General features: G+C 66.4%; 23 protein-coding genes and 1 rRNA gene. 7 read left to right on the top strand and 17 right to left on the bottom strand.

Annotation, left to right across the window (positions count from 1 at the left end):
• Nucleotides 1–173 precede the first annotated feature (173 nt).
• Nucleotides 174–1,904: a Na+/H+ antiporter gene (locus V8Z74_RS00120; protein WP_349707314.1), complete on the top strand. Its 1,731-nt coding sequence runs from the start codon at nucleotides 174–176 to the stop codon at nucleotides 1,902–1,904.
• A 133-nt stretch (nucleotides 1,905–2,037) separates the two neighbouring features.
• On the opposite strand, the gene V8Z74_RS00115 is transcribed toward V8Z74_RS00120, so the two are convergent.
• Complete coding sequence (locus tag V8Z74_RS00115) at nucleotides 2,038–3,759, bottom strand: AMP-binding protein (RefSeq protein ID WP_349707313.1); 1,722 nt, start codon at nucleotides 3,757–3,759, stop codon at nucleotides 2,038–2,040.
• A gap of 123 nt (nucleotides 3,760–3,882) precedes the next feature.
• Between V8Z74_RS00115 and V8Z74_RS00110 the strand changes: the two genes are divergently transcribed.
• From V8Z74_RS00110 to V8Z74_RS00100, 3 genes are all read left to right on the top strand, one after another.
• Complete coding sequence (locus V8Z74_RS00110; RefSeq protein WP_349707312.1) at nucleotides 3,883–4,965, top strand: AraC family transcriptional regulator; 1,083 nt, start codon at nucleotides 3,883–3,885, stop codon at nucleotides 4,963–4,965.
• Nucleotides 4,966–5,041: 76 nt separating this feature from the next.
• The gene (locus tag V8Z74_RS00105; protein ID WP_349707311.1) at nucleotides 5,042–5,734 is read left to right on the top strand and encodes a glutathione S-transferase family protein; all 693 of its coding nucleotides are present in this window, start codon (nucleotides 5,042–5,044) and stop codon (nucleotides 5,732–5,734) included.
• Nucleotides 5,735–5,760: 26 nt separating this feature from the next.
• The gene (locus V8Z74_RS00100; RefSeq protein WP_349707309.1) at nucleotides 5,761–6,462 is read left to right on the top strand and encodes a DUF4336 domain-containing protein; all 702 of its coding nucleotides are present in this window, start codon (nucleotides 5,761–5,763) and stop codon (nucleotides 6,460–6,462) included.
• Here V8Z74_RS00100 and V8Z74_RS00095 read toward each other — a convergent pair.
• Both V8Z74_RS00095 and V8Z74_RS00090 read right to left on the bottom strand, forming a co-directional pair.
• Nucleotides 6,459–7,145 carry an HAD family hydrolase gene (locus tag V8Z74_RS00095; protein WP_066479780.1) on the bottom strand — a complete coding sequence of 229 codons (687 nt, stop codon included), beginning with the start codon at nucleotides 7,143–7,145 and terminating at the stop codon, nucleotides 6,459–6,461. The genes V8Z74_RS00100 and V8Z74_RS00095 overlap by 4 nt on opposite strands.
• Nucleotides 7,146–7,252: 107 nt before the next feature.
• The gene (locus V8Z74_RS00090) at nucleotides 7,253–8,335 is read right to left on the bottom strand and encodes a hypothetical protein (RefSeq protein WP_349707307.1); all 1,083 of its coding nucleotides are present in this window, start codon (nucleotides 8,333–8,335) and stop codon (nucleotides 7,253–7,255) included.
• Nucleotides 8,336–8,505: 170 nt separating this feature from the next.
• On the opposite strand from V8Z74_RS00090, the gene V8Z74_RS00085 reads away from it, so the two are divergent.
• The gene (locus V8Z74_RS00085) at nucleotides 8,506–9,207 is read left to right on the top strand and encodes a LuxR C-terminal-related transcriptional regulator (RefSeq protein WP_349707306.1); all 702 of its coding nucleotides are present in this window, start codon (nucleotides 8,506–8,508) and stop codon (nucleotides 9,205–9,207) included.
• Here V8Z74_RS00085 and V8Z74_RS00080 read toward each other — a convergent pair.
• Nucleotides 9,192–11,015, bottom strand: a complete 1,824-nt coding sequence (locus V8Z74_RS00080) for an ATP-binding protein (RefSeq protein WP_349707304.1) — start codon at nucleotides 11,013–11,015, stop codon at nucleotides 9,192–9,194. The genes V8Z74_RS00085 and V8Z74_RS00080 overlap by 16 nt on opposite strands.
• Nucleotides 10,999–11,412 carry a YchJ family protein gene (locus tag V8Z74_RS00075; RefSeq protein WP_349707303.1) on the bottom strand — a complete coding sequence of 138 codons (414 nt, stop codon included), beginning with the start codon at nucleotides 11,410–11,412 and terminating at the stop codon, nucleotides 10,999–11,001. Before V8Z74_RS00075 ends, V8Z74_RS00080 begins: the two co-directional genes overlap by 17 nt.
• Nucleotides 11,413–11,636: 224 nt before the next feature.
• On the opposite strand from V8Z74_RS00075, the gene V8Z74_RS00070 reads away from it, so the two are divergent.
• Nucleotides 11,637–12,125 (top strand): DUF421 domain-containing protein, encoded by a 489-nt coding sequence (locus V8Z74_RS00070; protein ID WP_066479805.1) that lies wholly within the window; start codon nucleotides 11,637–11,639, stop codon nucleotides 12,123–12,125.
• A gap of 38 nt (nucleotides 12,126–12,163) precedes the next feature.
• Here the strand turns inward: V8Z74_RS00070 and V8Z74_RS00065 are convergent, their stop codons facing one another.
• The 11 genes from V8Z74_RS00065 to V8Z74_RS00015 form a co-directional block, all read right to left on the bottom strand.
• The gene (locus V8Z74_RS00065; protein WP_066479806.1) at nucleotides 12,164–12,955 is read right to left on the bottom strand and encodes an alpha/beta fold hydrolase; all 792 of its coding nucleotides are present in this window, start codon (nucleotides 12,953–12,955) and stop codon (nucleotides 12,164–12,166) included.
• A 186-nt stretch (nucleotides 12,956–13,141) separates the two neighbouring features.
• The gene (locus V8Z74_RS00060; RefSeq protein ID WP_349707301.1) at nucleotides 13,142–14,272 is read right to left on the bottom strand and encodes an acyl-CoA dehydrogenase family protein; all 1,131 of its coding nucleotides are present in this window, start codon (nucleotides 14,270–14,272) and stop codon (nucleotides 13,142–13,144) included.
• Nucleotides 14,273–14,339: 67 nt separating this feature from the next.
• Nucleotides 14,340–15,014, bottom strand: a complete 675-nt coding sequence (locus tag V8Z74_RS00055; protein ID WP_349707300.1) for an SDR family oxidoreductase — start codon at nucleotides 15,012–15,014, stop codon at nucleotides 14,340–14,342.
• An 85-nt stretch (nucleotides 15,015–15,099) separates the two neighbouring features.
• Nucleotides 15,100–15,720, bottom strand: a complete 621-nt coding sequence (locus V8Z74_RS00050) for an MSMEG_1061 family FMN-dependent PPOX-type flavoprotein (RefSeq protein ID WP_349707298.1) — start codon at nucleotides 15,718–15,720, stop codon at nucleotides 15,100–15,102.
• Entirely contained in the window at nucleotides 15,717–16,838 is a 1,122-nt protein-coding gene (locus V8Z74_RS00045; RefSeq protein WP_349707296.1) for a hypothetical protein, read from the bottom strand. Before V8Z74_RS00045 ends, V8Z74_RS00050 begins: the two co-directional genes overlap by 4 nt.
• A gap of 95 nt (nucleotides 16,839–16,933) precedes the next feature.
• Nucleotides 16,934–18,115 (bottom strand): acetyl-CoA C-acyltransferase, encoded by a 1,182-nt coding sequence (locus tag V8Z74_RS00040; RefSeq protein ID WP_066479826.1) that lies wholly within the window; start codon nucleotides 18,113–18,115, stop codon nucleotides 16,934–16,936.
• Between the two features lie 60 nt (nucleotides 18,116–18,175).
• On the bottom strand, nucleotides 18,176–20,071 hold the full coding sequence (gene aceK / locus V8Z74_RS00035) for a bifunctional isocitrate dehydrogenase kinase/phosphatase (RefSeq protein ID WP_349707294.1): 1,896 nt from the start codon (nucleotides 20,069–20,071) through the stop codon (nucleotides 18,176–18,178).
• A gap of 48 nt (nucleotides 20,072–20,119) precedes the next feature.
• On the bottom strand, nucleotides 20,120–20,782 hold the full coding sequence (gene can, locus V8Z74_RS00030; protein ID WP_066479828.1) for a carbonate dehydratase: 663 nt from the start codon (nucleotides 20,780–20,782) through the stop codon (nucleotides 20,120–20,122).
• A gap of 59 nt (nucleotides 20,783–20,841) precedes the next feature.
• Nucleotides 20,842–22,029, bottom strand: a complete 1,188-nt coding sequence (locus tag V8Z74_RS00025; protein ID WP_066479830.1) for an isovaleryl-CoA dehydrogenase — start codon at nucleotides 22,027–22,029, stop codon at nucleotides 20,842–20,844.
• A 45-nt stretch (nucleotides 22,030–22,074) separates the two neighbouring features.
• Nucleotides 22,075–22,527, bottom strand: coding sequence for a PaaI family thioesterase (locus V8Z74_RS00020; protein WP_349707291.1), 453 nt, complete (start codon nucleotides 22,525–22,527; stop codon nucleotides 22,075–22,077).
• 112 nt (nucleotides 22,528–22,639) lie between these two features.
• A complete protein-coding gene (locus V8Z74_RS00015; protein WP_066479839.1) occupies nucleotides 22,640–23,041 on the bottom strand; it encodes a MerR family transcriptional regulator in 402 nt (133 codons plus the stop codon).
• Nucleotides 23,042–23,176: 135 nt separating this feature from the next.
• Between V8Z74_RS00015 and V8Z74_RS00010 the strand changes: the two genes are divergently transcribed.
• Nucleotides 23,177–24,256, top strand: a complete 1,080-nt coding sequence (locus V8Z74_RS00010; protein ID WP_349707289.1) for an MBL fold metallo-hydrolase — start codon at nucleotides 23,177–23,179, stop codon at nucleotides 24,254–24,256.
• A 170-nt stretch (nucleotides 24,257–24,426) separates the two neighbouring features.
• On the opposite strand, the gene rrf is transcribed toward V8Z74_RS00010, so the two are convergent.
• Nucleotides 24,427–24,519, bottom strand: a 5S ribosomal RNA gene (rrf, locus tag V8Z74_RS00005); the annotation flags it as partial.

Genomic DNA, 24,519 nt, shown 5'->3' with positions numbered 1-24,519 from the left:
TCGCGTCTTCCCCCAAGGGGGACGACGGCCTTTGCTGCGGGGCGGCCCTTCCTCGGTGTCTCTCGCTTGCAGCAAGCCGGCTTTTGGGGGTTAGTAGCTGATAACTGATATGGGGACTTGGTTTTTGGCGCCGTCTGACATGGTGCGGCAACGGCTGTTGAAGACAATGCCGCATGCACGCTGTTGAAACCGTCCTGCTTGTCCTGCTGCTGGGAGCGCTGACAGGCATTGTGGCCCGCTATGTACGCGCCATTCCCCTGCCCCTGATACAGATCGCGCTGGGCGCGCTGATCGCCTGGCCCCAGGCCGGATTGCATATCGCCTTCGACCCCGAGCTGTTCCTGCTGCTGTTCATCCCGCCGCTGCTGTTCGCCGACGGCTGGCGCATACCCAAGCGTGAATTCTTTGCCCTGGCCAAGCCCATTTTGCTGCTGGCCCTGGGCCTGGTGCTGTTCACGGTGCTGGGCCTGGGCTATCTGATCCACTGGATGATTCCCGAGATCCCGCTGACCGTGGCCTTTGCGCTGGCGGCCGTGGTCTCGCCCACCGATGCCGTGGCCGTCTCGGCCATCACGCGCAACCTGGGCATGCCCGAGAAGACCATGCACATCCTCGAGGGCGAATCGCTGCTCAACGACGCCTCGGGCTTGGTGGCGCTCAAGTTCGGCATTGCCGCCACGCTGACCGGCCTGTTCTCCTGGACCGAAGTGGCCAAGGAATTCACCTGGATGGCCGTGGGCGGCCTGGGCATCGGCGCGCTGATCGGCTGGGGCTTCAGCTACGCGCGCGGCACGATCACCCGCCGCCTGGGCGATGTGGCCGCCACGCAGATGGTGCTGCTGCTGGTGCTGCTGCCGTTTGCCGCCTATATCGTGGGCGAGAAGATCGGCGTCTCGGGCATTCTGTCGGCCGTGGCCGCGGGCATCGCCACCAATTTCGGCGACCTGGAGCGCAGCAGCTACATCAGCGAACGGCTGCAGACGGCCGGTACCTGGAGCATGGTGGAAGCCGCCTTCAACGGCGCCATCTTCCTGCTGCTGGGCCTGCAGCTGCCGTCCATCATCGGCGTGCCGCTGCACCAGGCCGGCCACGACTGGTGGATTCTGGTTGGCTACGTGGCCGCCATCTCCTTCGGCCTGCTGCTGCTGCGCTGGATCTGGCTGACGCTCGGCGTGCATGGCAGCCTGATGCGCGCCCACCACCAGGGCAAGATGGCCGAACGCCCTTCGCCGCTGCTGAACCTGGCCACCACCATGGCCGGCATCCGCGGCGCGGTCACGCTGGCCGGTGCGCTGTCCGTTCCCATGGTGCTCAACAACGGCCAGCCGTTTCCGGCACGCGACATGCTGGTCTTCCTGGCGACGGGCACCATTCTTTTCACGCTGATCCTGGGCTCGGTCAGCCTGCCCATCATCCTGCGCCACCTGCCGCCCACCGAGGAGTCGCCCACGCTGCGCGAGGAGCGCCTGGCCCGCGAACAGGCCTGCATGGCCGCCATGTCCCGGCTCACGCTCACCGAGGAGGAGCTGCAGCACCGCGATCCCGAGTGGATTGCCATGCGCCAGGAGGTCAACGGCCACCTGACCCAGGAGTACCGCAACCGCATCCAGATGCTGGACGACGGCAGCGGCACGGTATCGAGCATCGAGGTCCAGCGCGAAACGGCCGAAGTGGTGCGCCAGCGCAAGCTGCGCTACGTGCTGGAGATTGAGACCCGGCTGGAGTGCATCCATGCCGAGCGGGACTTCTACTACCAGGAGCGGCAGGCCCACCGCATCAACGACGAATCGCTGCGCAGCCTGGTCAGCGAACTGGACATGCAGGAAATCGCCATGCGCAAGCGCCTGGCCGTGGCGCTGCGCGCCGCCGGGCTGCCGGGCAAGGACAGCGGCGGCCACCACTAGGCCGACCGAATCCAGGACCAAGACGCCGAGCAAGAGCCGCCCTTCGACATGGGCCGCCCCAGCCAAGGCGTCGTCCCCTTGTTTCATTGTTCCAGGGCCCGCCGCGCAGCGGCACAGGGGGGAGTCCATTTTTTCAGGCGGTTTTCGCCACGCGCAGATCAAGCAGCTCGATCATTTCGTCGCGGATCTTGAACTTCTGGATCTTGCCCGTCACCGTCATGGGGAAGGCCTGCACGAAGCGGATGTAGCGCGGCACCTTGTAGTGGGCGATCTGGCCCTTGCAGAAGTCGCGCACCTCGTCCTCGCTCAGGTTCTGGCCGGGCTTGGCGATGATCCAGGCGCACAGCTCCTCGCCGTAGCGCACGTCGGGCACGCCCACCACCTGCACGTCCTGTACCTTGGGATGGCGGTAGAGGAATTCCTCGATCTCGCGCGGATAGATGTTCTCGCCGCCGCGGATCACCATGTCCTTGATGCGGCCCACGATGTTCACATAGCCCTCGGCGTCCATGGTCGCCAGGTCGCCCGTGTGCATCCAGTGCTCGGCGTCGATGGCTTCGCGGGTCTTGGCCTCGTCGTCCCAGTAGCCGTGCATGACCGAATAGCCGCGCGTGCACAGCTCGCCCGAAACGCCGGGCGCCACGGTCTCGCCCGTGGCCGGGTCGACGATCTTCACCTCCAGGTGCGGCTGCACCCGGCCCACGGTGGAGACGCGCCGCTCCAGGGGCGTGTCGGCCTCGCTCTGGCAGCTCACGGGGCTGGTCTCGGTCATGCCGTAGGCAATGGTGATCTCGGACAGGTGCATGTCGCGCACCACGCGCTTCATCACTTCGATGGGGCAGGGCGAGCCGGCCATGATGCCGGTGCGCAGCGTGGACAGGTCGAACTCGGCAAAGCGAGGATGGTCGAGTTCGGCAATGAACATGGTGGGCACGCCATGCAGGCCCGTGCATTTCTCGGCCTGCACGGTCTCCAGCACCGTGACCGGGTCGAAGCCGTCGTTCGGATAGACGATGGCCGAGCCGTGCGTGAAACAGGCCAGGTTGCCCAGCACCATGCCGAAGCAGTGGTACAGCGGCACGGGAATGCACAGCCGGTCCGCGGGCGTGAGGCGCATGCACTCGCCGATGAAGAAGCCGTTGTTGAGGATGTTGCGGTGGGTCAGCGTCGCGCCCTTGGGAAAGCCCGTGGTGCCGCTGGTGAACTGGATGTTGATGGGATCGGTGTTGCGCAGCGTGGCGGCAATGGCATCGATGCGCGCATCCGCTGGAGTACCCTGCGCCATCAGCTGCGAAAAGCGGAGCATCCCCGGCTGTTCCTCGCACTGGTCCTGGACCGCATCGATCCACACCACGTTGCGCAGCGCCGGCAGGCGCGCGGCCTGCAAGCGGCCCGGCGCGCACTGGGCCAGCTCCGGCGCCAGCTCGCGCAGCATGCCCAGATAGTCGCTGGTCTTGAAGCGGGGCATGGTCACCAGCGCCTTGCAGCCCACCTTGTTGAGCGCGTATTCGACCTCGGAGGTGCGGTAGGCCGGGTTGATGTTAACCAGGATCAGGCCCACCTGGGCCGTGGCCAGCTGCATCAGAACCCACTCGGCATTGTTGTGCGACCAGATGCCCACGCGGTCGCCTTTTTCCAGGCCCAGGCCCAGCAGTGCGCTGGCCAGCTGGCGGGCAGCCGCATGCAGCTGCGCATAGGTGTAGCGCAGGCCCTGGTGGCGGCTGACCAGGGCATCGCGCCCGGGCTGGCGCGCTGCCATGTCGGCAAAGAAGTCGCCTATGGTCTGCTCGATCAGCGGCACATCGGTGCGCCCCCGGGAGTAGCTCAAGGTGAGCAAATCTGTCTGCGATGGCATGGCTTGTCTCCTGTGTCTTCGGGCGCGCGCCGGCATGCGCGGCACCCCCACTATCTTTGATCCGGTCCAGCATAAGGGCTAGCCCTGTCCAGATGGCGTCACATAGGTTGCAATAATTGCCACATGTCCACACCCTCACTGGTCAAAACGCCGCTGCCCCATGTTGCCAGCGCCATGGGCTCCTCCCATCCTGCATTGACGCCCATGGCATTTGTCCAGGCCATTGTGCAGGCCTATGCGCAGCGCGGCATGAACGCCGAAGCTGCGCTGCAAAAGGCACAAATTCCGCCAGATCTGATCGATGACGCGGCCCAGCGCATCACGGCACTGCAGATGGAGGCCCTGTCGGATGCGGCCATGCGCGAACTCGACGACGAATCCCTGGGCTGGTTCGAGCGGCGCCTGCCCTGGGGCAGCTACGGCATGCTGGCCCGCGCCAGCATCAGCTCGCCCCATCTGGGGCTGGCGCTGGAGCGCTGGTGCCGCCACCATGGCCTGCTTACGGCCAGTATCCGCCTGACGCTGAGCGAGCACGACGGGGTAGCCACGCTGGCCTTGCAGGATGCGGGCATACCGGACGGCATGCGCGAGTTCTGCCTGGTCTCGGTGCTGCGCAACGCCCATGGCTTTGCCAGTTGGCTCATCAACGACCCCATCGCCATCCGCCAGGCCTGCTTTCCCTATGCGCGGCCCGCGCATGCCGATGTGTACGAGGTGCTGTTCCCGCCCGGGGAGATCTGCTTCGATGCCGACACCGCCTGCCTGCGGTTCGATGCCCGACTGCTGCAGGCACCGCTGACCCGCGACGAGGCCGCGCTGCAGCGCATGCTGCAGCGGGCCCTGCCACTGCAGGTGCGCCCCTACCGGCGCGAGCGCACGCTGGTGCAGCGCGTGCGCCAACTGCTGGCGGCCGGCACCGAGGGGCAGCAGACGGCCGAGACGCTGTCGCGCCAGCTGCATCTGTCTCAGCGCAGCCTGCACCGCCAGCTCAAGGAGGAAGGCGCCTCGCTGCAGGCCCTCAAGGACGAGATCCGCCGCGAGCGCGCGATTGCGCTGCTGCTGCGCACCAGCCGGCCCATCAAGCGCATCGCCCAGGCCTGCGGCTTTCTCAACGACAAGAGCTTCATCCGGGCCTTCCGGCTCTGGACCGGACTCTCGCCCTCGGAATTCCGCAAGTCGGCGCGCCAGCCGGCGCAGCAGCCCTAGGGCGCCTCCAGCGCTTGGCACGATCCGCACCCAGGCTGTCACCTCCGGGCCGGCCCGGCTGCATAGACTGGAAAACATGCACCATCTGTATCACTGCGTCAGCGCCCGCTCGTTCCGCGCGCTCTGGATGCTGGAAGAACTGGGCCTGGCGTACGAGCTGCACATGCTGCCGTTTCCGCCCCGGGCCCTGCAGCGCAGCTATCTGGAGACCAACCCGCTGGGCACGGTGCCGCTGCTCGTCCATGGCAGCGCGCGCCTGACAGAATCCGCCGCCATCTGCGAATATCTGGCCGCCCTGCACCCGCAGGCCCGGCTCGGCGTCGATGTTTCGGAACCTGACTTTGCGGCCTATCTGAACTGGCTGCACATGAGCGATGCCACGCTGACCTTTCCGCAGACGCTGGTGCTGCGTTATGCGCATTTCGAGCCGCCCGAGCGGCGCCACGCCGACGTGGCCCAGGACTATGCCCGCTGGTTCCTGGCCCGGCTGCGTGCGGTGGAGGCAGCGCTGCAGCAACCCCAGGCCGGCGCCGCTCCCGGCCACCTGTGCGCTGGCCGCTTCACCGCGGCCGACATCGCCGTGGGCTATGCGCTGATGCTGGCCGACTTCCTGGGCCTGGCCGCCCAATGGGGCCCGGGCACGCAAGGCTACTGGAAGCAGCTGCAGGCCAGGCCGGCATTCCGGCGCGCCTTGCAGGCCGAGCAGGCAGCCGCCAGGCGACAAGGCGTGGACAGCCGGCCATCGCCCCTGCTGCGGCCGTTTGGTTAGACTGGGCCGAACTTTCCTGCACCGACATGTCCCAGCACACCTCCTGGCAAGCCATTGCACCGGACCTGTGGAGCCTGAACTACGGGTTCCGCAACGCCGGCCTGCAGGTCAGCACGCGCATGACCGTGGCACGGCTGCGCGACGGCAGCCTGTTCGCCCATTCGGCCGTACCGCTCGCGCCCGCGCAAAAGCAGTTCCTCGACGGCCTGGGTCCGCTGCGGTCGATCGTGGCGCCCAGCACCATGCACCATCTGTTTGCAGCGGACCTGGCAGCGCTGTACCCCGAGGCCCGGCTCTACGGTCCGGCCGGCCTGAAGCGCAAGCGGCCCGATCTCCGGAATCTGCAGGTGCTGGAATCCGACGATGCCGCCCTGCCCTGGGGCGGCGAACTCGGCCATCTGCGGTTCGACGGCATCCCGCTGCTGCAGGAAAGCCTGTGGTTCCACCATGCTTCGGGCACGCTGATCGCCACCGACATCCTGCAATGCTGGAAGGGCCCGCTGAGCCTGGGCGTGCGCCTGTACCTGGGGCTGACCGGCGGCCATGAGCGGCTGACGGTGCCGCGCACCGTGCGCCTGCTGGTCAGGGACCCATCCGCTGCCAAACGCTGCGCGCTGGCCGCGCTGCAGTGGCCCATAGCGCGCGTGGTGCTGCTGCACAACAGCGTGCTCGAGGACAGGGCCTTTGAGCGCGTGGCCGAGGCCTTTTCGATCTGGACTGCCGATTAAGCCGCGGTGCGCTGCACCACTTCAAACATGGCGGGCAGTTCCCCCATGTGGCCGAACACGCAGCTGGCCCCGGCCTCCAGCAGCTGCTCCGCGGAGGCATGGCCCTGGTCCGCAGGGAAATAGCCCCAGACCGTTGCGCCGGCCGCCACGCCGGCCTGCACGCCGGTCACCGTATCCTCGACCACCAGGCAGCGCCCGGGCGCCACGCCCAATGCCTGGGCCGCAGCCAGATAGACGTCCGGGAAGGGCTTGCTGCGCGGCAATTCGTGCCCGCTGAAGACGCGGCTGTCGAAATACGGCGCCATGCCGACCTTGGCCAGCTGCATTTCCACCTTCGCCCGGTCCGCCCCCGAGGCGCAGGCAATGCGGCCGCTGCACAGCGCATGGATTTGCCGGACGGCCTCCAGCGCACCGGCGATGGCGACCAGCTCGGCGCGCAGCGCCGCGTTGCGCCTCTCGTAGAACTCGGCCATCCAGGCATCGGTCAAAGGCTTGCCGGTATGGGCCTCGATGACAGCAGCCTGGCTGCGCACAGTCTTGCCGATGAAGTCGCGCGTGCAATCGCCCTGGCTGATGGCCCAGCCGGCTTCGTTGAGCATGGTGCACAGCACGCGGTTGGTGATGGATTCGCTGTCTACCAGCACGCCATCACAGTCGAAAAGCACAGCGTCAAAAGCAGTCATGAAAGCTCTACCCGCATCGGCCCGGGGCGATGCAGAAAGGCGCCCAGCGGCGCCTTTGGTCACAAGAAAGGAAGAGCCGGATTATGCGCTTCGGCCGCTTTTCAGGCTCAGGGGAAGGACACTCCGGCCAGCGGATGGAGCAGCGAGCCACCGTTCTTGACCGAGACGGTGCTCATTTTCATGTCGCTCGTCATGGTCTGGGACAGCCAGAAAAAGCCGTTGGCGGCATTGCCGTTCATGCTCTTGAGGATGTCGTCCAGACTGTCGCCGGTGGAGGCGGCTTCCACCAGATACTCGATGGTGCCGTTCTGGGCGGAGCTTTTCTCGTAAACGTCCGCATACTCCTGCTGGGCAGGGTTGGCGGACTGGCCGAAGACTTCGGTGCCGCGGAAGAACAGGCCCTGCACCCCCTTGGCGGCCAGCTGGCTCTGCAAAGCGGCCCTGTCGGCCGGCCCCATCGGATGGCTCTGGTTTTCCAGCGTGTACTGGTAGGTGACGCTGTCGTTGCGCTTGACGTAGAGGCTGAAGATGAGGGCCGTGCCGATGCTGTATTGCCCCAGATAGCGCAGGCCCCGGGCGCCCTGGCGGTTGATCTCGTCGGCCATGGCCTGCGGCGTCTGGGGTATCGTGGTGGAGGCCTCGTAGCTGAACTGGTCGCTGCGGCTGGTGTCCTTCACATAGACGTTGCGGATGTCCGAGACATTGCCGAACACCGAGCCCGACTTGAACATGTAGCCGTTGCCGCCCTGCTGGTTGAGCTGCGCCAGGAATTCGGTGAGGTTGCCGGGCTGGGGCTGCAGCAGATAGGCGAACTTGTGGCCAGAATGGGCGGTGTCGCTGACATAGAAGTCGCCGATCACCCCGGGGGACGTCGCGGTCATCTGCGTGGCCAGCGCGCTCACGAGCACAAAGCCCTGGGCCCCCATGGTGTTGGCGTCGCTCAGCATCTGGTCGTGGCCGGTGGCTGCGGTCCTCAGACTGTAGGAGCCGGTCACGGGGCCGGAGGAACCGCCGCCCGTTTCGCCACCGCCACCGCCAGGGCCTGTGCCGTTCCCGCCGGAGCCGCCTTCGGAGCCGCCGCCCGAACCGCCGCCGGCAGATCCGCCATCGCCGCCGCCACCTCCGCAGGCTGCCAGGCTGGCAAGCATCAGCAGCGCTGCGCTCCTACGGGTCAGTTGGGTGGATGTCATTTATGCTCTCCTCATGCGTATTTCAGAATGCAAGGCCGGACACGGAGCTCCGGTTGCGATGCCGCCATTGTCGGAAGCCGGCCACGCCTGCGTTACCCCACCTGAGGGGGGTATTTGTTACCGCTTACAGAGGGCCGCATCGGCGCGGTCTTTCCGATAGCGCGCAAGACATGCTCGAGACGCTTTCTCCAACGGCCTTTGCCGAGGCGCCCCGGCAGGCCTATGCGCTGGTGATCGACGACCACCCGCTCGTCGCCCAGGGCGCCCGGCACATGCTGCTGCAACTGCCCGATTTCGCGCGTGTGCTGGTGGCCGAAAACGGCAGCCAGGCGCTGGCGCTGATGGCCAGCGAAGGGCCGCCGCTGCTGACGGTGGTCGACTTCTGGCTCGAGGAAGGCGGCTCCACCCCCTTCATCAGGGACATGCTGAGCCTGGCACCGGCCACCCGCATCCTGATGACCAGCGGGGACAGGCATCCGGCGATTGCCAGCAAGGCCCGCGCGGCCGGTGCCCACGGCTTTGTGGCCAAGGCCCGGCCCGCGGAGGATTTCCTGGCCGCCGCACAGACCCTGCTGGCCGGCGGCAAGTGGTTCGAGGCCGCTCCGCCGCCCTTGCAGCCGCTGCCCGACGGCATCCGGCCCTTGCACATGACGGCCCGGGAGCTGGGCATGACCGCCCGCCAGGCCCAGGTGCTGGCCCTGGTGCTGCGCGGCAAGCCCAACCGGGCCATCGCACAGGTCTTGAGCCTGTCGGAACACACGGTCAAGGAGCATGTGACCGCCGTGCTCCAGCGGGTAGGCGCCGCCAACCGCGTGGAGCTGTTCACCAAGCTGCGCGGCGTGGTACTGGACGGCGATCAGGCCCTGGGCTGAGCCAGGCAGTGCGCCAGCACTGCATGCAGCTCCTGCGGCTGCAGGGGCTTGGGCAGCACCAGATAGCCTTGTTCCTGCGCCTGCTCCAGCGCGGCCAGCGGCAGGTGCTGCAGCAATTGCTGCAGCACATCGAAGCCCTGTTCGCCGTTTTCGAGCTGCTGGTCGCACAGCACGAAGTCCGGTCTCCAGCCGTCGGCCAGCACCGCGGCCGCCTGCCGGGCGGTCCGCACCCAGCGCACCTCCACGCCCCAGGCCTGGAGGATGCGCTCCATGGCCTGACCGACCAGTGCCTCGTCGTCCAGCACCAGGCAGCGCCCCTGCAGCTGCGGCAGCAGCCTGTTCGGCGGACCGGCAGCGAGGGATGCGGCCACTTCGGCGTCCCTCGTTTCTGGCTGCGCCGGCCAGTGCAGCCAGAAACAGGAACCATGCCCGAGCCGCGACCGCACGCCGTAGTCCACCCCCATGTGCCGGGCGGCCAGCGCCACCACGGACAGGCCCAGCCCGCGCCCGCGCAAGCTGGGCGGCTGCGCATCGGCCATCTCCCGGGCCTGGCTGTGCTGCGTACGGTAATGGCGCGCAAAGATGCGGGCCTGGTCCTCGGGCGCAATGCCGGCGCCGGTATCCCAGACCTGCAGCAGCCAGCGCCCCTGCCGGCGGCGGCAGCCCAGCAGCACGCCGCCGCTGGCCGTATAGCGCAGGGCGTTCTGCAGCAGGTTGAACACCATCTGCCGCAGCAATGCCGGGTCCGCATGCAGCACGGCGGCATGCCGCCGCGGCATGAAGATGGACAGCTTCAGCCCGCGCTGGGAGGCATCATGGGCGAACACGCGGCGCGCCTCTTCGAACACCCCGGCCACCGCCACGGCCTGGGGATGCTGCACCAGCGCATGGCCTTCGAGCCGCGACAGGTCCAGCAGGTCATTGAACATGGTGCCCAGGTCGCGCGCGCAGTCCTGCACCTCATCGAGCAGGGAGGCCACCTCGGCATCGCGGTTGCGCTGGCGCGTGGCCTCCAGCATCAGGCCCAGGGCATGCAGCGGCTGGCGCAGATCGTGGCTGGCGGCCGAGAGAAACCAGTTCTTTTCCGCCAGGGCATGCTCGGCCTCGATCCTGGCCGCCTGGTAGCTGTCGGCCAGGGCCTGCCGCTCGCGCTCATGGGCCAGCTGCTGGCGCACGAAATGCCGCGCGCCCCAGGCATGGCGGGCAATCGTCGCGCCGAACAGCAGCAGCAACGGCAGCAGATAGTGGGCCTTGCTGGGGAAATACCAGGGTGCGGCCAGCAGCATGGGCGCGTAGATGCCGGCAAAAAAGCACCAGAACACCACGGGCACCGGAGCCAGGAAAGTGGTGCCCGACGCCAGCACGCCGACCAGCGCCAGATAGACGAGCAAGCGCAGCTCGCCGTTGCCCGAAGACCAGGTAAACGCAATGGCCGCCGACCACATCAGGCCGTTGGCCAATCCGGTCAGCGCAAGCTGGCGCTCCCAGCGCATCAGTGTGGGCGCATCGACTTCCTGCGGGCCGGCCTCGAATTCGCGCCACTGCCTGTGCAGCCGCATGCGCAGGCTCATCAGCCCCAGGGCCATGCAGGCCATCATGCCCCACCAGGTCAGCAGCGAGATCGCCAGCGCCGGCGCATTGCGCGAAGCCATCCACAGAATGGCCAGCGGGATCAGCAGCGCTGCGGCTTCCGACGAACCGCGCGAAGTCAGCGATTGCAGCAGGCGCAGCCTTGCCCTCAGGTCCACAGCCTGCAGGCCGGGCGCATCCGCCACGCCCGCCGGGTCGCGCTCAGAACTGGTCGCCATCCACGTAGTACCAGCGCCCGTTCTCGCGCACGAACCGGCTGCGCTCATGCAGGCGCACCGCCCGGCCGGCCAGCCGGTAGCGGGCGACGAACTCCACTTCGGCCGTGTCGTCGCCCGTGGGCTCGAAGGCCTTGACCTCCAGGCCCAGCCATCTGGCCGCCGGCTCGAAGTCCAGCGCCGGCGGCCGCTGGCTGGCATGCCAGGTGGCCAGCAGATAGGCAGCGTTCTCGCGCACGAAGGCCGTGTAGCGCGAACGCATGAGCGCCTGCGCATCGGGCGCCGGCCGCTCTTCCCAATGGTCGATGTAGCGGCCGCAGCAGTGGTCGTAGCGCAGCGGCCGGCGCCGGGCATCGAGCCGCCCGCAGGGGCAGGCGGCCATGGTATCGGTAGGGCTCATCAGATGGATTGTCCGTTGCCGGTGGCCTGCCGTGCGCAGGATGCAAGGGCAGCTCCACCGGAGGTGGGTTCGGCAATCATTCTCCTTTATTCATAGCTGCCTGCGCAGTACCATCCTGCGCTGCAGGCTATTTTTGCTTGCATGCTGCCCTGATGCCGGCCACCGCTTCTTGCAGGAATGCAGGCTGCGCGGCACAGTGCCGGGTTCCGTTCAGGAGAGTCTTCATGTTCGATATGTCCGTGCCCTGGTGGGAGCTGGTGCTGCGCTCCATCGTGGTCTACCTGTTTCTGCTGGTCTTCCTGCGGCTGACCGGCCGGCGCCAGACGGGCCAGTACGCACCGTTCGATCTGGTGCTGCTGCTGATCCTGTCCAACGCCGTGCAGAACTCCATGAACGCCGGGGACAACTCGCTCGTCGGCGGCCTGATCAGCGCCGGCACGCTGATCTTCTGCCATGTGGCGATTGCGCGGCTCACCTATTACTACCCCTGGCTGCGCCATCTGGTCGACGGCAGGCCCAAGGTCCTGATCCACCAGGGCCAGGTGCACCAGGATCTGCTGGCGGACGAGAAGATCACCAGCGACGACCTGTCCGCCATACTGCGCGCCAACGGCTGCCTCCACACCCATGACGTGGAGCGCGCCACCATCGAGACCAATGGCCAGATCACCGTGGTGCTGCGCAAGCGCAACCAGGACCAGGACGGCGTATGAGCGAGGCGCCGCGCACAGCCCGGTGCGCGGCGGACGGCCTAGTGCAGGCCGGCCAGAAAGGCCTCGATCGCGGCATTCACCGGGCCGGGATGCGTGAGGTTGGAAGCATGGCCGGCGCCGGGCACGCCCACCCATTGCGCATGGGGTAGCGCCTTGAACATGGCGCGTGCGCGCTCGGGGACGATGGCGATGTCCTGGTCGCCATGGATCACCAGGGCCGGTACCTTGATTTCCGCCAGCCGCGGGCTGATGTCGTCGCGCAGCGCCAGCGTGGCGAAGCTCTGGCCCAGGTTGACTGGCGTGGCCTGCTTCCACTTGGCGCGCCACCGCGCGGCGCCGGGCCAGCCGTGGCCCAGGATGGTGTGCTCCACGGTGGCCGCCATGTCGTCCGACAGGCCATGCTCCATCCAGGCGCGCAGCAGGGCCTCGTGGTGCGGCATCTGCTCGGGGTCCTCCAGCATGGCCTGCGTGTCGATCAGCACCAGCGCGCCGACCACCTCGGGATGGATCAGCGCGCAGCGCAATGACAGATAGCCGCCTTGCGACATGCCGACCAGCACCGCCTTGTCCACACCCAGGTATCTGAGCAGGGCCGCGAGGTCGTCGGCCGAGTCGTAGTACGAGAACGGCGCGCAGTGCTCAGGGTCCGCCGTCTTGCCATGGCCGCGCTCATCCCAGGAAATGCAGCGGAAGCGGTCCTGCAAGGCCTGCACCTGGGGCTCGAACATGGTGTGGTCCATGAGCAGGCCGTGCGAGAACACGAGGACCGGGCCGCGCCCGCCCGTGTCTTCGTAGTAGAGGTTCTGGCCATTGACCGGGGCAAAAGGCATAGAGGGGCTCCTTCGCAAAGTGATGGCAGAACATGCGCAGACCGCGCAAGTTCCTGGTTGCAACCTGCCGGGATCGCCGTCCCGTTCACCCCATCCTAGGCAGTGCGCGTGACAGCGGCAACCGGCAAGCCCCCTAGGACGCCACAGTTTGTGCGCCCGTTTGCTTGACAGCCCGGGGTTTTGCCCTCAGGCGAGAGCCCTCTGGATGATGATCTTCTGCACGTCGCTGGTGCCTTCGTAGATCTGGCACACGCGCACGTCGCGGTAGATGCGCTCGACGGGAAAGTCGCTGACCACGCCGTAGCCGCCCAGCGTCTGGATGGCCATGCTGCACACGCGCTCGGCCATCTCGCTGGCGAACAGCTTGGCCATGGCGGCCTCCTTGAGGCAGGGCAGACCTGCGTCGCGCAGGCTGGCCGCATGCCAGATCAGCTGGCGTGCGGCCTCGATCTGCGTGGCGCAGTCGGCCAGCCGAAAGCCCACGGCCTGGTGGTTGAAGATGGGCTGGCCGAAGCTCTCGCGCTCCTTGCTGTACTGCAGCGCGCATTCGAAGGCGGCACGCGCCATGCCCACGCTTTGCGCGGCGATGCCGATGCGCCCGCCCTCCAGCGCCGACAGCGCGATCTTGTAGCCCTCGCCTTCGGCGCCGATCCGGTTGGTGGCCGGGATGCGGCAGTTGTCGAAATGGATCTGCGCCGTGTCCGAGCTGTGCTGGCCCAGCTTGTCCTCGAGCCGGGCCACGTGGTAGCCGGGCTGGGAAGTGGGCACCAGAAAGGCGCTCATGCCCTTCTTGCCCGCAGCCTTGTCGGTGACGGCGATGACGATGACCACGTCGCCGTTCTTGCCGCTGGTGATGAACTGCTTGACACCGTTGATCACATAGCTGTCGCCCTCGCGCACGGCCGTGGTGCGCAGCGCGCTGGCGTCCGAGCCCACATGGGGCTCGGTCAGGCAGAAAGCGCCCAGCATCTGGCCGCGCGCCAGCGGCGCCAGCCACTGCTGCTGTTGCTGCGGGCTGCCGTAGCGCATCAGAATGGCGTTGACCGGGCAGTTGGTCACGCTGATCACGGTGCTGGTGCCGCCGTCGCCGGCCGCGATCTCTTCCAGCACCAGGGCCAGGCTCAGGTAGTCGAGCCCGGCGCCGCCCAGCTCATCGGGCACGCAAATGCCATAGCAGCCCAGGGTCGCCAGCCCCTGGTGCACGTTCTTCGGGAAGTGATGTTCCTTGTCCCAGCGCGCGGCATGGGGCGTGATCTCGGCGGCCACGAACTCGCGCACCGCGTCGCGGATCATCTGCTGGTCCTGCGTCAAAAGCATGTCTGTCTCCTCTTGTTCCGGTAGGGGCCGGTGCACAGGCCGGCCCATGTTTTTCCTGTCGCCGTTGCTATCCGGCGGCTGCCAGCCGCAGCCGGTGCCCGTCGTGGCGCAGCAGGCAGCCGCTGTCGTCCGGCGTGACGCCGGCCAGCGCCTGCATCAGGCCCTGCACGCTGTCCTGCAGCGACAGCGACGCGGCCGGTCCGCCCATCTCGGTCTGCACCCAGCCCGGATCCAGCGCCAGCAGCGTGACGCCGGGCCACTGGGCACCGGCCGAGGCCACGGCCATGTTGAGCGCGGCCTTGCTCACGCGGTACAGCCAAGCATCGGGCGCGGCCTCGGACAGCAGCGACATGGAGCTGGAAAAGGCCGCGATCACGCCTTCGGCCTCCTGCACCATGGGCGCAATCTGCGGCAGCGCCTGCATGAAGCCCAGCACATTGCTGTGCATGACCTGGTCGAACTGCTGCTGCGTGGGCGGCACGCCGGCGCCATGGCCGTCCCAGACGCCGGCCACGTACAGGGCGAGGTCGATGCTGGCGCCATCGAGTTGCCAGGCCAGGCCGCTGACACTGGCGGGATCGGCCAGGTCGACCTGCAGCACTTCGGCGCCCAGCGCCTGGAGGGCCGCCATGTCCTCGGCGCGGCGCACGGTGGCGATCACGCGATGGCCCTGCTCCACATAAGCCGTGGCCAGAGCCCGGCCCAGGCCGCGCGAGGCACCCAGTATCAATATCAAACCCATAGCTTGCTGCGCCTGTCCTTCAATGGTTTCAAGATGGTTTTCCCTTCAACTTCCGTCCGTACTGGCGCCAGCAGCTATCATTTTCTTAGCCTTGCTCCGCGGCGATCAGGGCGCTGTAGCGGGCCACCATCAGCTCCTGGGGCTCGGGCGGCGTGGCAATGCCCATCTGCGACTGGATCATCTGGTTGAGCGTGGGCATGACATTGCGCGGCACCCGGGCGTCGGCCTCCCAGAACCGGGAACGCATCAGGGCCTTGGCGCAATGCAGATAGGCTTCCTGCACCTGCACTTCCACCACCAGCCTGGGTCGGAAATGCGCGGTCGCGAACAGTGCCGTGTAATGCGCCTCGTCGCGCAGCTGCGCCCGGCCATTGACGCGCAGCGTCTCGTCGAAGCCGGGCACGAAGAACAGCAGGCCGATGCGCGGATCGCGCAGCAGATTGCTCAGGCTGTCGAGCCGGTTGTTGCCGCCGGCGTCGGGAATCAGCAGCGTGTTCGCATCGGGCGCCTTGACGAAGCCCGGCTTGCCGCCGCGCGGCGATGCATCGAGCAGCGCGCCCTCGGCCCCGCCCGTGGCCATGACCACCAGCGGCGACAGCGCGATGAAGCGTAGGCAGTAGCGGTCCAGCTCCAGCTGCTGCTTGAGCAGCGCGCGCTCGGCGGGCGCGGCATACAGCTGACGCAGCTGTTCTTCGGAAGTGATCATGCGGCCTCCTTGGCGTGGCGGTTGCGGTGGATCGCGCTGTACAGGCCCAGGTATTCATGCCAGGCCGGATCGAATACCACCTGCAGCTCGGCCTCCAGGCCCGGCGCATGCCGGGCAGCGATGCGCTCGGCCCGCTGCACGGCGTCGGCCGGATCCGCCACATAGAAGGCCGCCACGCGCGACTGCATGCGCTCCATGCGCGAGAACGCCAGGATGCCGCCCTGCTGGCTCAACAGCTGTGCCTCCAGCGCATCCTGCGCATCGCGTGCGCTGTCGAGCTCCTGCTGGCTGGAGACCGGAAAGGTCCAGGTCAGGAAATGCGACAGGTCGGCCCGCGTGGCCAGGGCATTGGCGCCGTCGTGAAACGACAGCAGATCGGGCGGCTCGTCGTCGCCCGCATCCCGGGCACGGACTTCGAGCGAGATCCAGCGGTCCTCGTCCTCCTGCGGATAGGCATAGCTGCGCCCCAGCACTTCGCGCTGGAAGGCGTCGAAGACGGGCGGGAACGCCGACAGCGGCTGTGCACCGCCCCTGGCATCCGCGGATGCGTCCACGAAATCGACAGGCCCCACGCGCACGGAAAAGTCCCATTCGCCCAGCACATGGTCGAGCATGATGAAGGCCATGTGCCGCGCATGCTCGGCCATGTCCTGGGGGATGGGCTTGGCGAACGACAGCTCCAGCCCGACGATGCCGCCCGCATCGTAGTGCGCGACCAGCACCTCGGCGCACGACAGCTCGAAGCCCTGCATGTGCATGGCGAAGTTGCTGCCTTGGGGCCCCGGGGCCATGCGGCTGCGGAATGCCTGCACCGCATAGGGCGGACAGCGCGGCGCCTCGCGCACCAGCGCCTGCACGTTCTCGAACTGCTCGATGTTGCCGTGCGCCGTGACGACCAGCCGCGCGCCGGCCTCTGCGGGCCGGCCTTCGAGTTCCAGAGCCAGGCCGGGGGCATGGCGCTGCAGCAGCTCGTTGGCGCGCTCCACGAACTCCTGGCCGTCCAGCGCTTCCAGCGCGCTCAGCCCGGCGGAAAAATCGCTCCAGAAAGCGGCGATCTGCCCGGCCTCCAGCCTTGCCGCGGCGGGCGGCTGATCGTCGTGGTGAGTATCTTCATGCATGCGGTAGACCCCGTGAAGAAGCCGCGGGCCCCCGAGGGGCTGCGGCCGATGGCACATGGGCCGACTGTAAATGAAGCCTCGCCATGCGCCTTGCGTCAGACCAGCTCGACCGCCATAGCCGTGCCCTCGCCGCCGCCGATGCACAGCGTGGCCAGGCCTTTTTTCTTGCCGCGGGCCTGCAGCGCATGGATCAGCGTGACCAGGATGCGCGCACCGCTGGCGCCGATGGGATGGCCCAGCGCGCAGGCACCGCCGTTGACGTTGACCTTGTCATGCGGCACGTTCAGCTCCTTCATCAGCGCCATGGGCACGACGGCAAAGGCTTCGTTGACTTCCCAGAGATCCACGTCCTCCACCTTCCAGCCGGCCTTCTTGAGCGCCTTCTGGGTGGCGCCCACGGGCGCGGTGGTGAACCACTCGGGCTCCTGGGCATGGGTGGCATGGGCCACGATGCGCGCCAGCGGCCTGCAGCCGAGTTCCCTGGCCGTGGATTCGCGCATCAGCACCATGGCCGCGGCGCCGTCGTTGATGCTGGAGCTGGAGGCGGCAGTGATGGTGCCATCCTTCTTGAAGGCGGGGCGCAGGCTGGAGATCTTGTCGAGCCTGGCCTTGAGCGGGCCTTCGTCCTCGGCAATGGTCACATCGCCCTTGCGCGTGGACACGGTGACGGGCGTGATCTCGGCCTTGAAGGCGCCCGAGCGCGTGGCCTCCTGTGCGCGCTGCACGCTGGCGATGGCGAACGCATCCTGCGCCTCGCGCGTGAATTCGTACTTGGCGGCGCAGTCCTCGCCGAAGGTTCCCATGGAGCGGCCGGGCTCGTAGGCGTCCTCCAGGCCGTCGAGCATCATGTGGTCGAAGATCCGGTCATGGCCCATGCGGTAGCCGCCGCGGCCCTTCTTGAGCAGATAGGGTGCATTGGTCATGCTTTCCATGCCGCCGGCCACCATCACGTCGCGGCTGCCGGCCACGAGCTGGTCGTGGGCCAGGATGGTGGCCTCCATGCCGGCGCCGCACATCTTGGACAGGGTCACGGCGCCCGTGCTGCGCGGCAGCCCGCCCTTGAAGCCTGCCTGGCGTGCGGGCGCCTGGCCCTGGCCAGCCATCAGGCAGTTGCCGAACAGCACCTCGTCCACTTTCTCGGGCGCAATGCCGGCACGCTCCACGGCCGCCTTGATGGCTGCGCCGCCCAGGTCATGGGCGGCCAGATCGGCGAAATCGCCCTGGAACGCCCCCATGGGCGTGCGGGCGGCGCTGACGATGACGATGGGGTCTTGCATGTTGAGTCTCCTTGTTCAATGGAATGGGAAAGAGGAAGGGGCCGCCGCCGGCAGGGCTTCTCAGGCACCGGCCTGCGCCGCGGCAGGAGCCGGCGGAGCGGACGGCGGCGCCTGCGCAGCATCGGCGCCGGCTGCGTAGGCCCGGACATCGAAGCCGTCATCGCCGCCGGCGAGAAAGCAGCTTTTGTCGTAAGGGAACACGTCGGCAATCTGCCCGGCACGGATGCGCTGCTGGTGGGTCTGCCAGAACGCGGGTTCGAGCAGATCGGCATGGTGGCGCAGGAATACCTCTCGCACGGCCGGATGGCCGAGCAGAAAGGGACCGAAGGTCTCGGGAAACACATCCCGGGGGCCGACCGAATACCAGACTTCGCCCGACATTTCGTCCTCCTCGCTGCGCGGCGGCGGCACGGCGCGGAAGTTGCAGTCCGTCAGGTATTCGATTTCGTCGTAGTCGTAGAACACCACCTTGCCGCCGCGCGTGACGCCGAAGTTCTTCCACAGCATGTCGCCCGGGAAGATGTTGGTGGCCACCAGGTCCTTGATGGCATTGCCGTACTCGATCACGGCCTTTTCCATCGCGGCCCGGCGTGCGGGATTGGCGGGTGCCTCGGCCAGGCATTCCTGCAGGAACAGGTTGAGCGGCACCAGGCGCCGCTCGATGTAGAGGTGGCTGATGATGACCTCCTCCTGCCCGTCGCCGTCCCGATCGCTGATCTCGATCTGGCTGGGCGCCTGGGCCTGCAGCTCCGCCAGCAGCTCGTCGCTGAAGCGGCTGCGCGGAAAGGCCACCAGGCTGTACTCCATGGTGTCGGCCATGCGTCCGCCGCGGTCATGGTGCATGACCATGCGGTATTTGCTCTTGACCTGGGCGCGCGTGGTTTCCTTGGTGCTGGCGATACGGTCCTTCACCAGCTTGAACACGTAGGGAAAGCTGGGCAGGTCGAACACCAGCATGACCAGGCCCTTGATGCCGGGCGCGATGCGCAGCTGGTCGCTGGAATGGCGCAGGTGGTTGAGGAAGTCGCGGTAGAACAGCGTCTTGCCCTGCTTGCCCAGGCCCAGCGCGTTGTAGATCTCGGCGCGCGGCTTGCGCGGCATCAGGGCATGCAGAAAATGCACGTAGGCACTGGGCACGTCCATGCACACCAGGAAGTAGGAGCGCGCGAAGCTGAAGAGGCCGTGCAGCTCGTCCTCGCCGAACAGCGCGGCGTGCAGCACGAGCCGGCCGTTGCCGTCATGCAGGATGGGAATGGCCAGCGGCAGCTCCGAATAGCCGCTGATGATCCGACCCACCAGGTATGCGCCCTTGTTGCGGAAGAACAGGTTGGACAGCACCTGGATCTGGAAATTGGCGCGCAGCATCACGCCCTGGAGACGCGCCCGCATGCGTGCGGCCAGGCGCTGCACATCGCGCTCCAGATCGTCGAAAGGGCATTGCAGGGCCAGTTGCTGCACGATGGTCGTCAGCGTCTGCGGCAGCTTGTCCAGGGTCTGCGGGTAGAAGGCCCGGTAGGTGGGTTCCACGTCGGGCGCGCTGTTTTCCAGGTATTCGGTGCTGACCGCCGCGCGCACGAAGATGAAGTCGTTCTGGAAATGCGTGCGGTGCAGGATGCGGGTCGTGACCGAATTGAAGAAGGTCTCGGCCAGCTCGGGCTGCAGATGGTCCACCATCAGGCCGATGTAGTGCAGCTTGACCTGCTGCCACACGGCCATCGGCTGGCGGCTGGCTTCGAACTCGGCTTCCAGCCGCGCAATGCATTCCTGCACGCGCCGGCCGTAGAACTCCATGCGCTCGAACTGGGCCGCCTGCTGCCCCTGCCAGTCCTGCGCCTCGAAGCGCTGCTTGGCACGCGCCGATTCGGCATTGAACAGGCGGTAGTGCTGGTTGAAGCCCTGCATCAGGGCCTGCGCCATGGCATAGGCCTGCGGGGCATCCAGTCGCGGCGGGAACATGGAAGGTGGCCTTCGTGGGCTTAGGGCATGGCGCAGCGGAAAGCGGTGTCAGCCGCGTTCGCGCTTGGCGACCTTTTCCACGGCCTGCTGGTACACATCCTGCAGCCCGCCCACGCCGGGCACGCTCATTTCCAGGTTGGTGATGTGGCCGTTCTTGAGGCTGTAGCACCAGCTGTGCAGAGTGACCTTCTGGCCGCGCGCCCAGGCGTCCTGCATCACGGTGCTCTGGGCCACGTTCACCACCTGCTCGATGGCGTTGAGTTCGCACAGCGCATCGTGGCGCCATTGCGGCGACAGGCCTTCCAGCAGCTTCAGGTGCTTGTCGCGCACATCGCGCACGTGGCGCGTCCAGTTGTCCACCAGGCCCAGGCGCAGATTGGTCAGCGCCGCATACACGCCGCCGCAGCCATAGTGACCCACCACCATCAGATGCTCGATCTTGAGCTGGTCGACCGCATACTGGATGGTGGACAGGCAGTTGAGGTCGCTGGGCACCACCACGTTGGCGATATTGCGGTGCACGAAGACCTCGCCCGGCTCCAGTCCGGTGATCTGGTTGGCCGGCACGCGGCTGTCGGAGCAGCCTATCCACATGTACCTGGGGTTCTGCTGCGCCATCAGCCCGGTGAAAAAGCCCGGACGATCACGCTCCATCTGGTCCGCCCACTCGCGGTTGTGAACAAACAGATCGTCGATCGAGGTCGTTGTCATTTAGCAATCCTTGGTGTTGTTGGATAAGGATGGCGCCAGCTGCCCACACCAGCCGAATTTCAGCAGGTTTCGGCGAACAGTTCGCGGCCGATCAGCATGCGGCGAATTTCGCTGGTTCCGGCGCCAATCTCGTAGAGTTTCGCATCCCTCCACAGCCGGCCGAGCGGATATTCGTTGATATACCCATTGCCGCCATAGATTTGCACGCCCTCGCCGGCCATCCAGGTGGCCTTTTCCGCACACCAGAGAATGACGCTGGCGCAATCCTTGCGCACCTGGCGCACATGCTCGGTTCCCAGCAGATCGAGGTTTTTGGCGACCGTATAGGCGAAGGAGCGGCCCGCCTGCAGCACGGTGTACATGTCGGCGACCTTGCCCTGGATGAGCTGGAACTCGCCGATGCTCTGGCCGAACTGCTTGCGGTCGTGGATGTAGGGCACGACATTGTCCATCACGGACTGCATGATGCCCAGGGGCCCGCCGGTGAGCACGGCGCGCTCGTAGTCCAGGCCGCTCATCAGCACCTTGGCGCCCATGTTGACGCCGCCCAGCACGTTCTCGGCCGGCACCTCGACGTTCTGGAACACCAGTTCGCCCGTATGGCTGCCGCGCATGCCCAGCTTGTCGAGCTTTTGCGCGATGGAGAAGCCCTTCATGCCCTTCTCGATCAGGAAGGCCGTCACGCCGCGCGCGCCCAGCTCGGGCTCGGTCTTGGCGTAGACCACGAGGGTGTCGGCATCCGGGCCGTTGGTGATCCACATCTTGCTGCCGTTGAGCAGGTAGTAGCCACCCTTGTCCTCGGCCTTGAGCTTCATGCTGATCACATCGGAGCCCGCCCCGGGCTCGCTCATGGCCAGTGCGCCCACGTGCTCGCCGCTGATCAGCTTGGGCAGGTACCTGGCCTTTTGCGCCTCGTTGCCGTTGCGGTTGATCTGGTTCACGCACAGATTGCTGTGCGCGCCGTAGGACAGGCCGACCGAGGCGCTGGCACGCGAAATCTCCTCCATCGCCACCATGTGGGCCAGATAGCCCATGTTGGCGCCGCCGTATTGCTCGGGCACGGTGATGCCCAGCACGCCCAGATCGCCGAACTTGCGCCACAGGTCCATGGGGAACTGGTCGCTGCGGTCGATCTCCGCCGCACGCGGTGCAATCTCGCTCTGCGCGAATTCACGCACCGCATCGCGCAGGGCATCGATGTCTTCACCCAGTTGGAAATTCAGTCCGGGCAGATTGGCAAGGCTCATGGTTGTCTCCTGTTGATGTCGTCGAATCTGGAATGGAAGGGCCGCTCAGTCGCTCAGGCCTTCGCGGTTTTGCACGCACATCAGCGTGCAACCCATGGTGGCCACCAGTTTTTCCTGGCCCCGGTCCATGGCATAGGCCCGGCCTTCCGCCACGGTGATCGTGCGTCCCGGCTTGATCACCCGCCCTTCCATGCGAAAACGCTGGCCCTTTGCCGGAGCCAGCAGATTGATCTTGAACTCTATGGTCAGCACGGCTGCATGGGCAGGCATCAGCGTCAACCCCGCGTAGCCGCAGGCGGAATCCAGCGCCGTGGACACCATGCCGGCATGCAGAAAGCCATGCTGCTGCGTCAGGCCCGCTGCCCAGTCCAGGCAGATGTCCACGGCGCCTGGCGCCATGTGCGTGAGCTCGGCTCCCAGCGTCCGCATGGCACCCTGCTGGCCAAAGCTCTGGCGCACGCGGCTTTCGTAGTCCACCGGATTACCCGACGCTGTCATGCATGTCTCCGCAAATTCTGGAATGGCTGCCGTCCGCACAGGCAAGGCTCCGAAAGAAAAGCCCCAGGTGCTGGCATTCCGCGCATCATATTGACGTTTACGTAAACGTCAATTATGCGGCACTTTTCTTGTCAACCTTCTTCAGAAGCTGACGCGCTTCTTTTTCCTGCTCCCGCACTTCCTCCAGCGTGGCTTGCAAGTCCGCCATCTGGTCCTCGAGCTGCTTGCGGTGCACGGCCAGGACATCGAGGAATTTCTTCAGCTGCACGCCGGTATCGCGCGGGCTGTCATAGAGATCGATGATCTCCTTGGCTTCGGTCAGGGACAGGCCCAGCCGCTTGGCGCGCAGCGTCAGGCGCAGCCGTGCGCGGTCACGCGGCGAATACACGCGGTTGCGCCCCGCTGCGCCCGAGCGCTCCGGCTGCAGCAGGCCCATATCCTCGTAGAAGCGGATGGCGCGGGTGGTGAGATCAAACTCCTTGGCCAGGTCGCTGATGGTGTAGCTGTTCGACATAGATCGGTGTGCGGTTGAAACTTGCACCGCAGGCCTGCATCACCTACGTGACGGCAGAACGGCAGGCGCTGCCTACAATGGCTGGAGAAAACTAACGTTTACGTTAACGTAAATGCTAATCGATAAGCCGCGGCCATGACCCAACAGCAAGAAACCACGCTTCACTATCCTCTGGACAGCACGCTGCCAAGCCCTGCCGAAACCATCGAGGTGGCGCCAGGCGTCAAATGGCTTCGCATGGCCCTGCCGTTTGCGCTCGACCACATCAACCTCTGGCTGCTGCGAGACCGGCAGGAAGACGGGCACGGCCAGTTGCGCGAGGGCTGGACGGTGGTGGACTGCTGCGTCAACCGGGCCGAAGCCCGGGAGCAATGGGAACAGGTATTTGCCAATGGGCTCGAGGGCCTGCCCATCCTGCGCGTGATCGTCACGCACATGCATCCCGACCACATCGGACTGGCCGGCTGGCTGTGCCGCCGCTGGCAGGCGCCGCTGTGGATCAGCGCCACGGACTACAACGTGGCCCGGGTCGCCATGGCGGACAAGGATAGCTTTGGCGGGGAATCCGGCGCGGACTTCTATCAGCTGCACGGACAGCGCGACGAAACCTTTCTCGGCCACGTACGCGGCCGGGGCAATTACTACTCGTCGCTGGTCAGTCCTCTGCCCACGGCCTATCACCGCCTCATCGACGGCCTTTCGCTCGACATCGGCGGCCGCAGCTGGCAATGCATCGCGGGCTACGGCCATGCACCGGAACATATGGCACTGCATTGCCCGGAGCTCAATCTTCTGATCAGCGGCGACATGGTGCTGCCTCGCATTTCCGCCAACGTCAGCGTCCATGCCACGGAGCCGGAAGCCAATCCTCTGCAGCTATTCATGGACTCGCTGCAGCGCTATCTCGCCCTGCCGGCGGACACCTATGTCCTGCCCTCGCATGGCAAGCCATTCACCGGCCTGCATCAGCGCATACGGCAGTTGCTGGAGCACCATCAGGAGCGCATGGCCGACATCATGCAGGCAGCCGGATCGCAAGCACTTTGCGCGGCCGATACCCTGCCCATCCTCTTCAAACGCCAGCTCGACGTGCACCAGATGACTTTTGCCATGGGAGAGGCACTGGCCCATCTTCACTATCTTTGGTTTGGCAAGCGGCTGCAACGCAGAGTGGATGCCCAAGGCGTGCTGCGCTTTTCCCTGTCCAGTTCCTGATCGACAAATAAAAAGAGAGCGCCTTGCGCTCTCTTTTTATGGGTTTCCGTTTCGCTTCGCTCCGGAACCGCCGCCCGCCTTGCGCAAGCCGCTATGGTTTTCCTTTCCCGGCCAGCCCATCAATAAAAAAACCCCGCAGCCTTGGGGACTGCGGGGTTTTCGCTGTAAGAGCCTGACGATGACCTACTTTCACACGGGAACCCGCACTATCATCGGCGCAAAGTCGTTTCACTGTCCTGTTCGGGATGGGAAGGAGTGGGACC

The sequence above is a fragment of the Comamonas sp. w2-DMI genome, assembly GCF_040187735.1.
GTDB lineage: Bacteria > Pseudomonadota > Gammaproteobacteria > Burkholderiales > Burkholderiaceae_C > Comamonas > Comamonas terrae.
The sequence above is the reverse complement of the archived record's forward strand: the minus strand, read 5'-3'. Positions and strand labels throughout refer to the sequence as shown.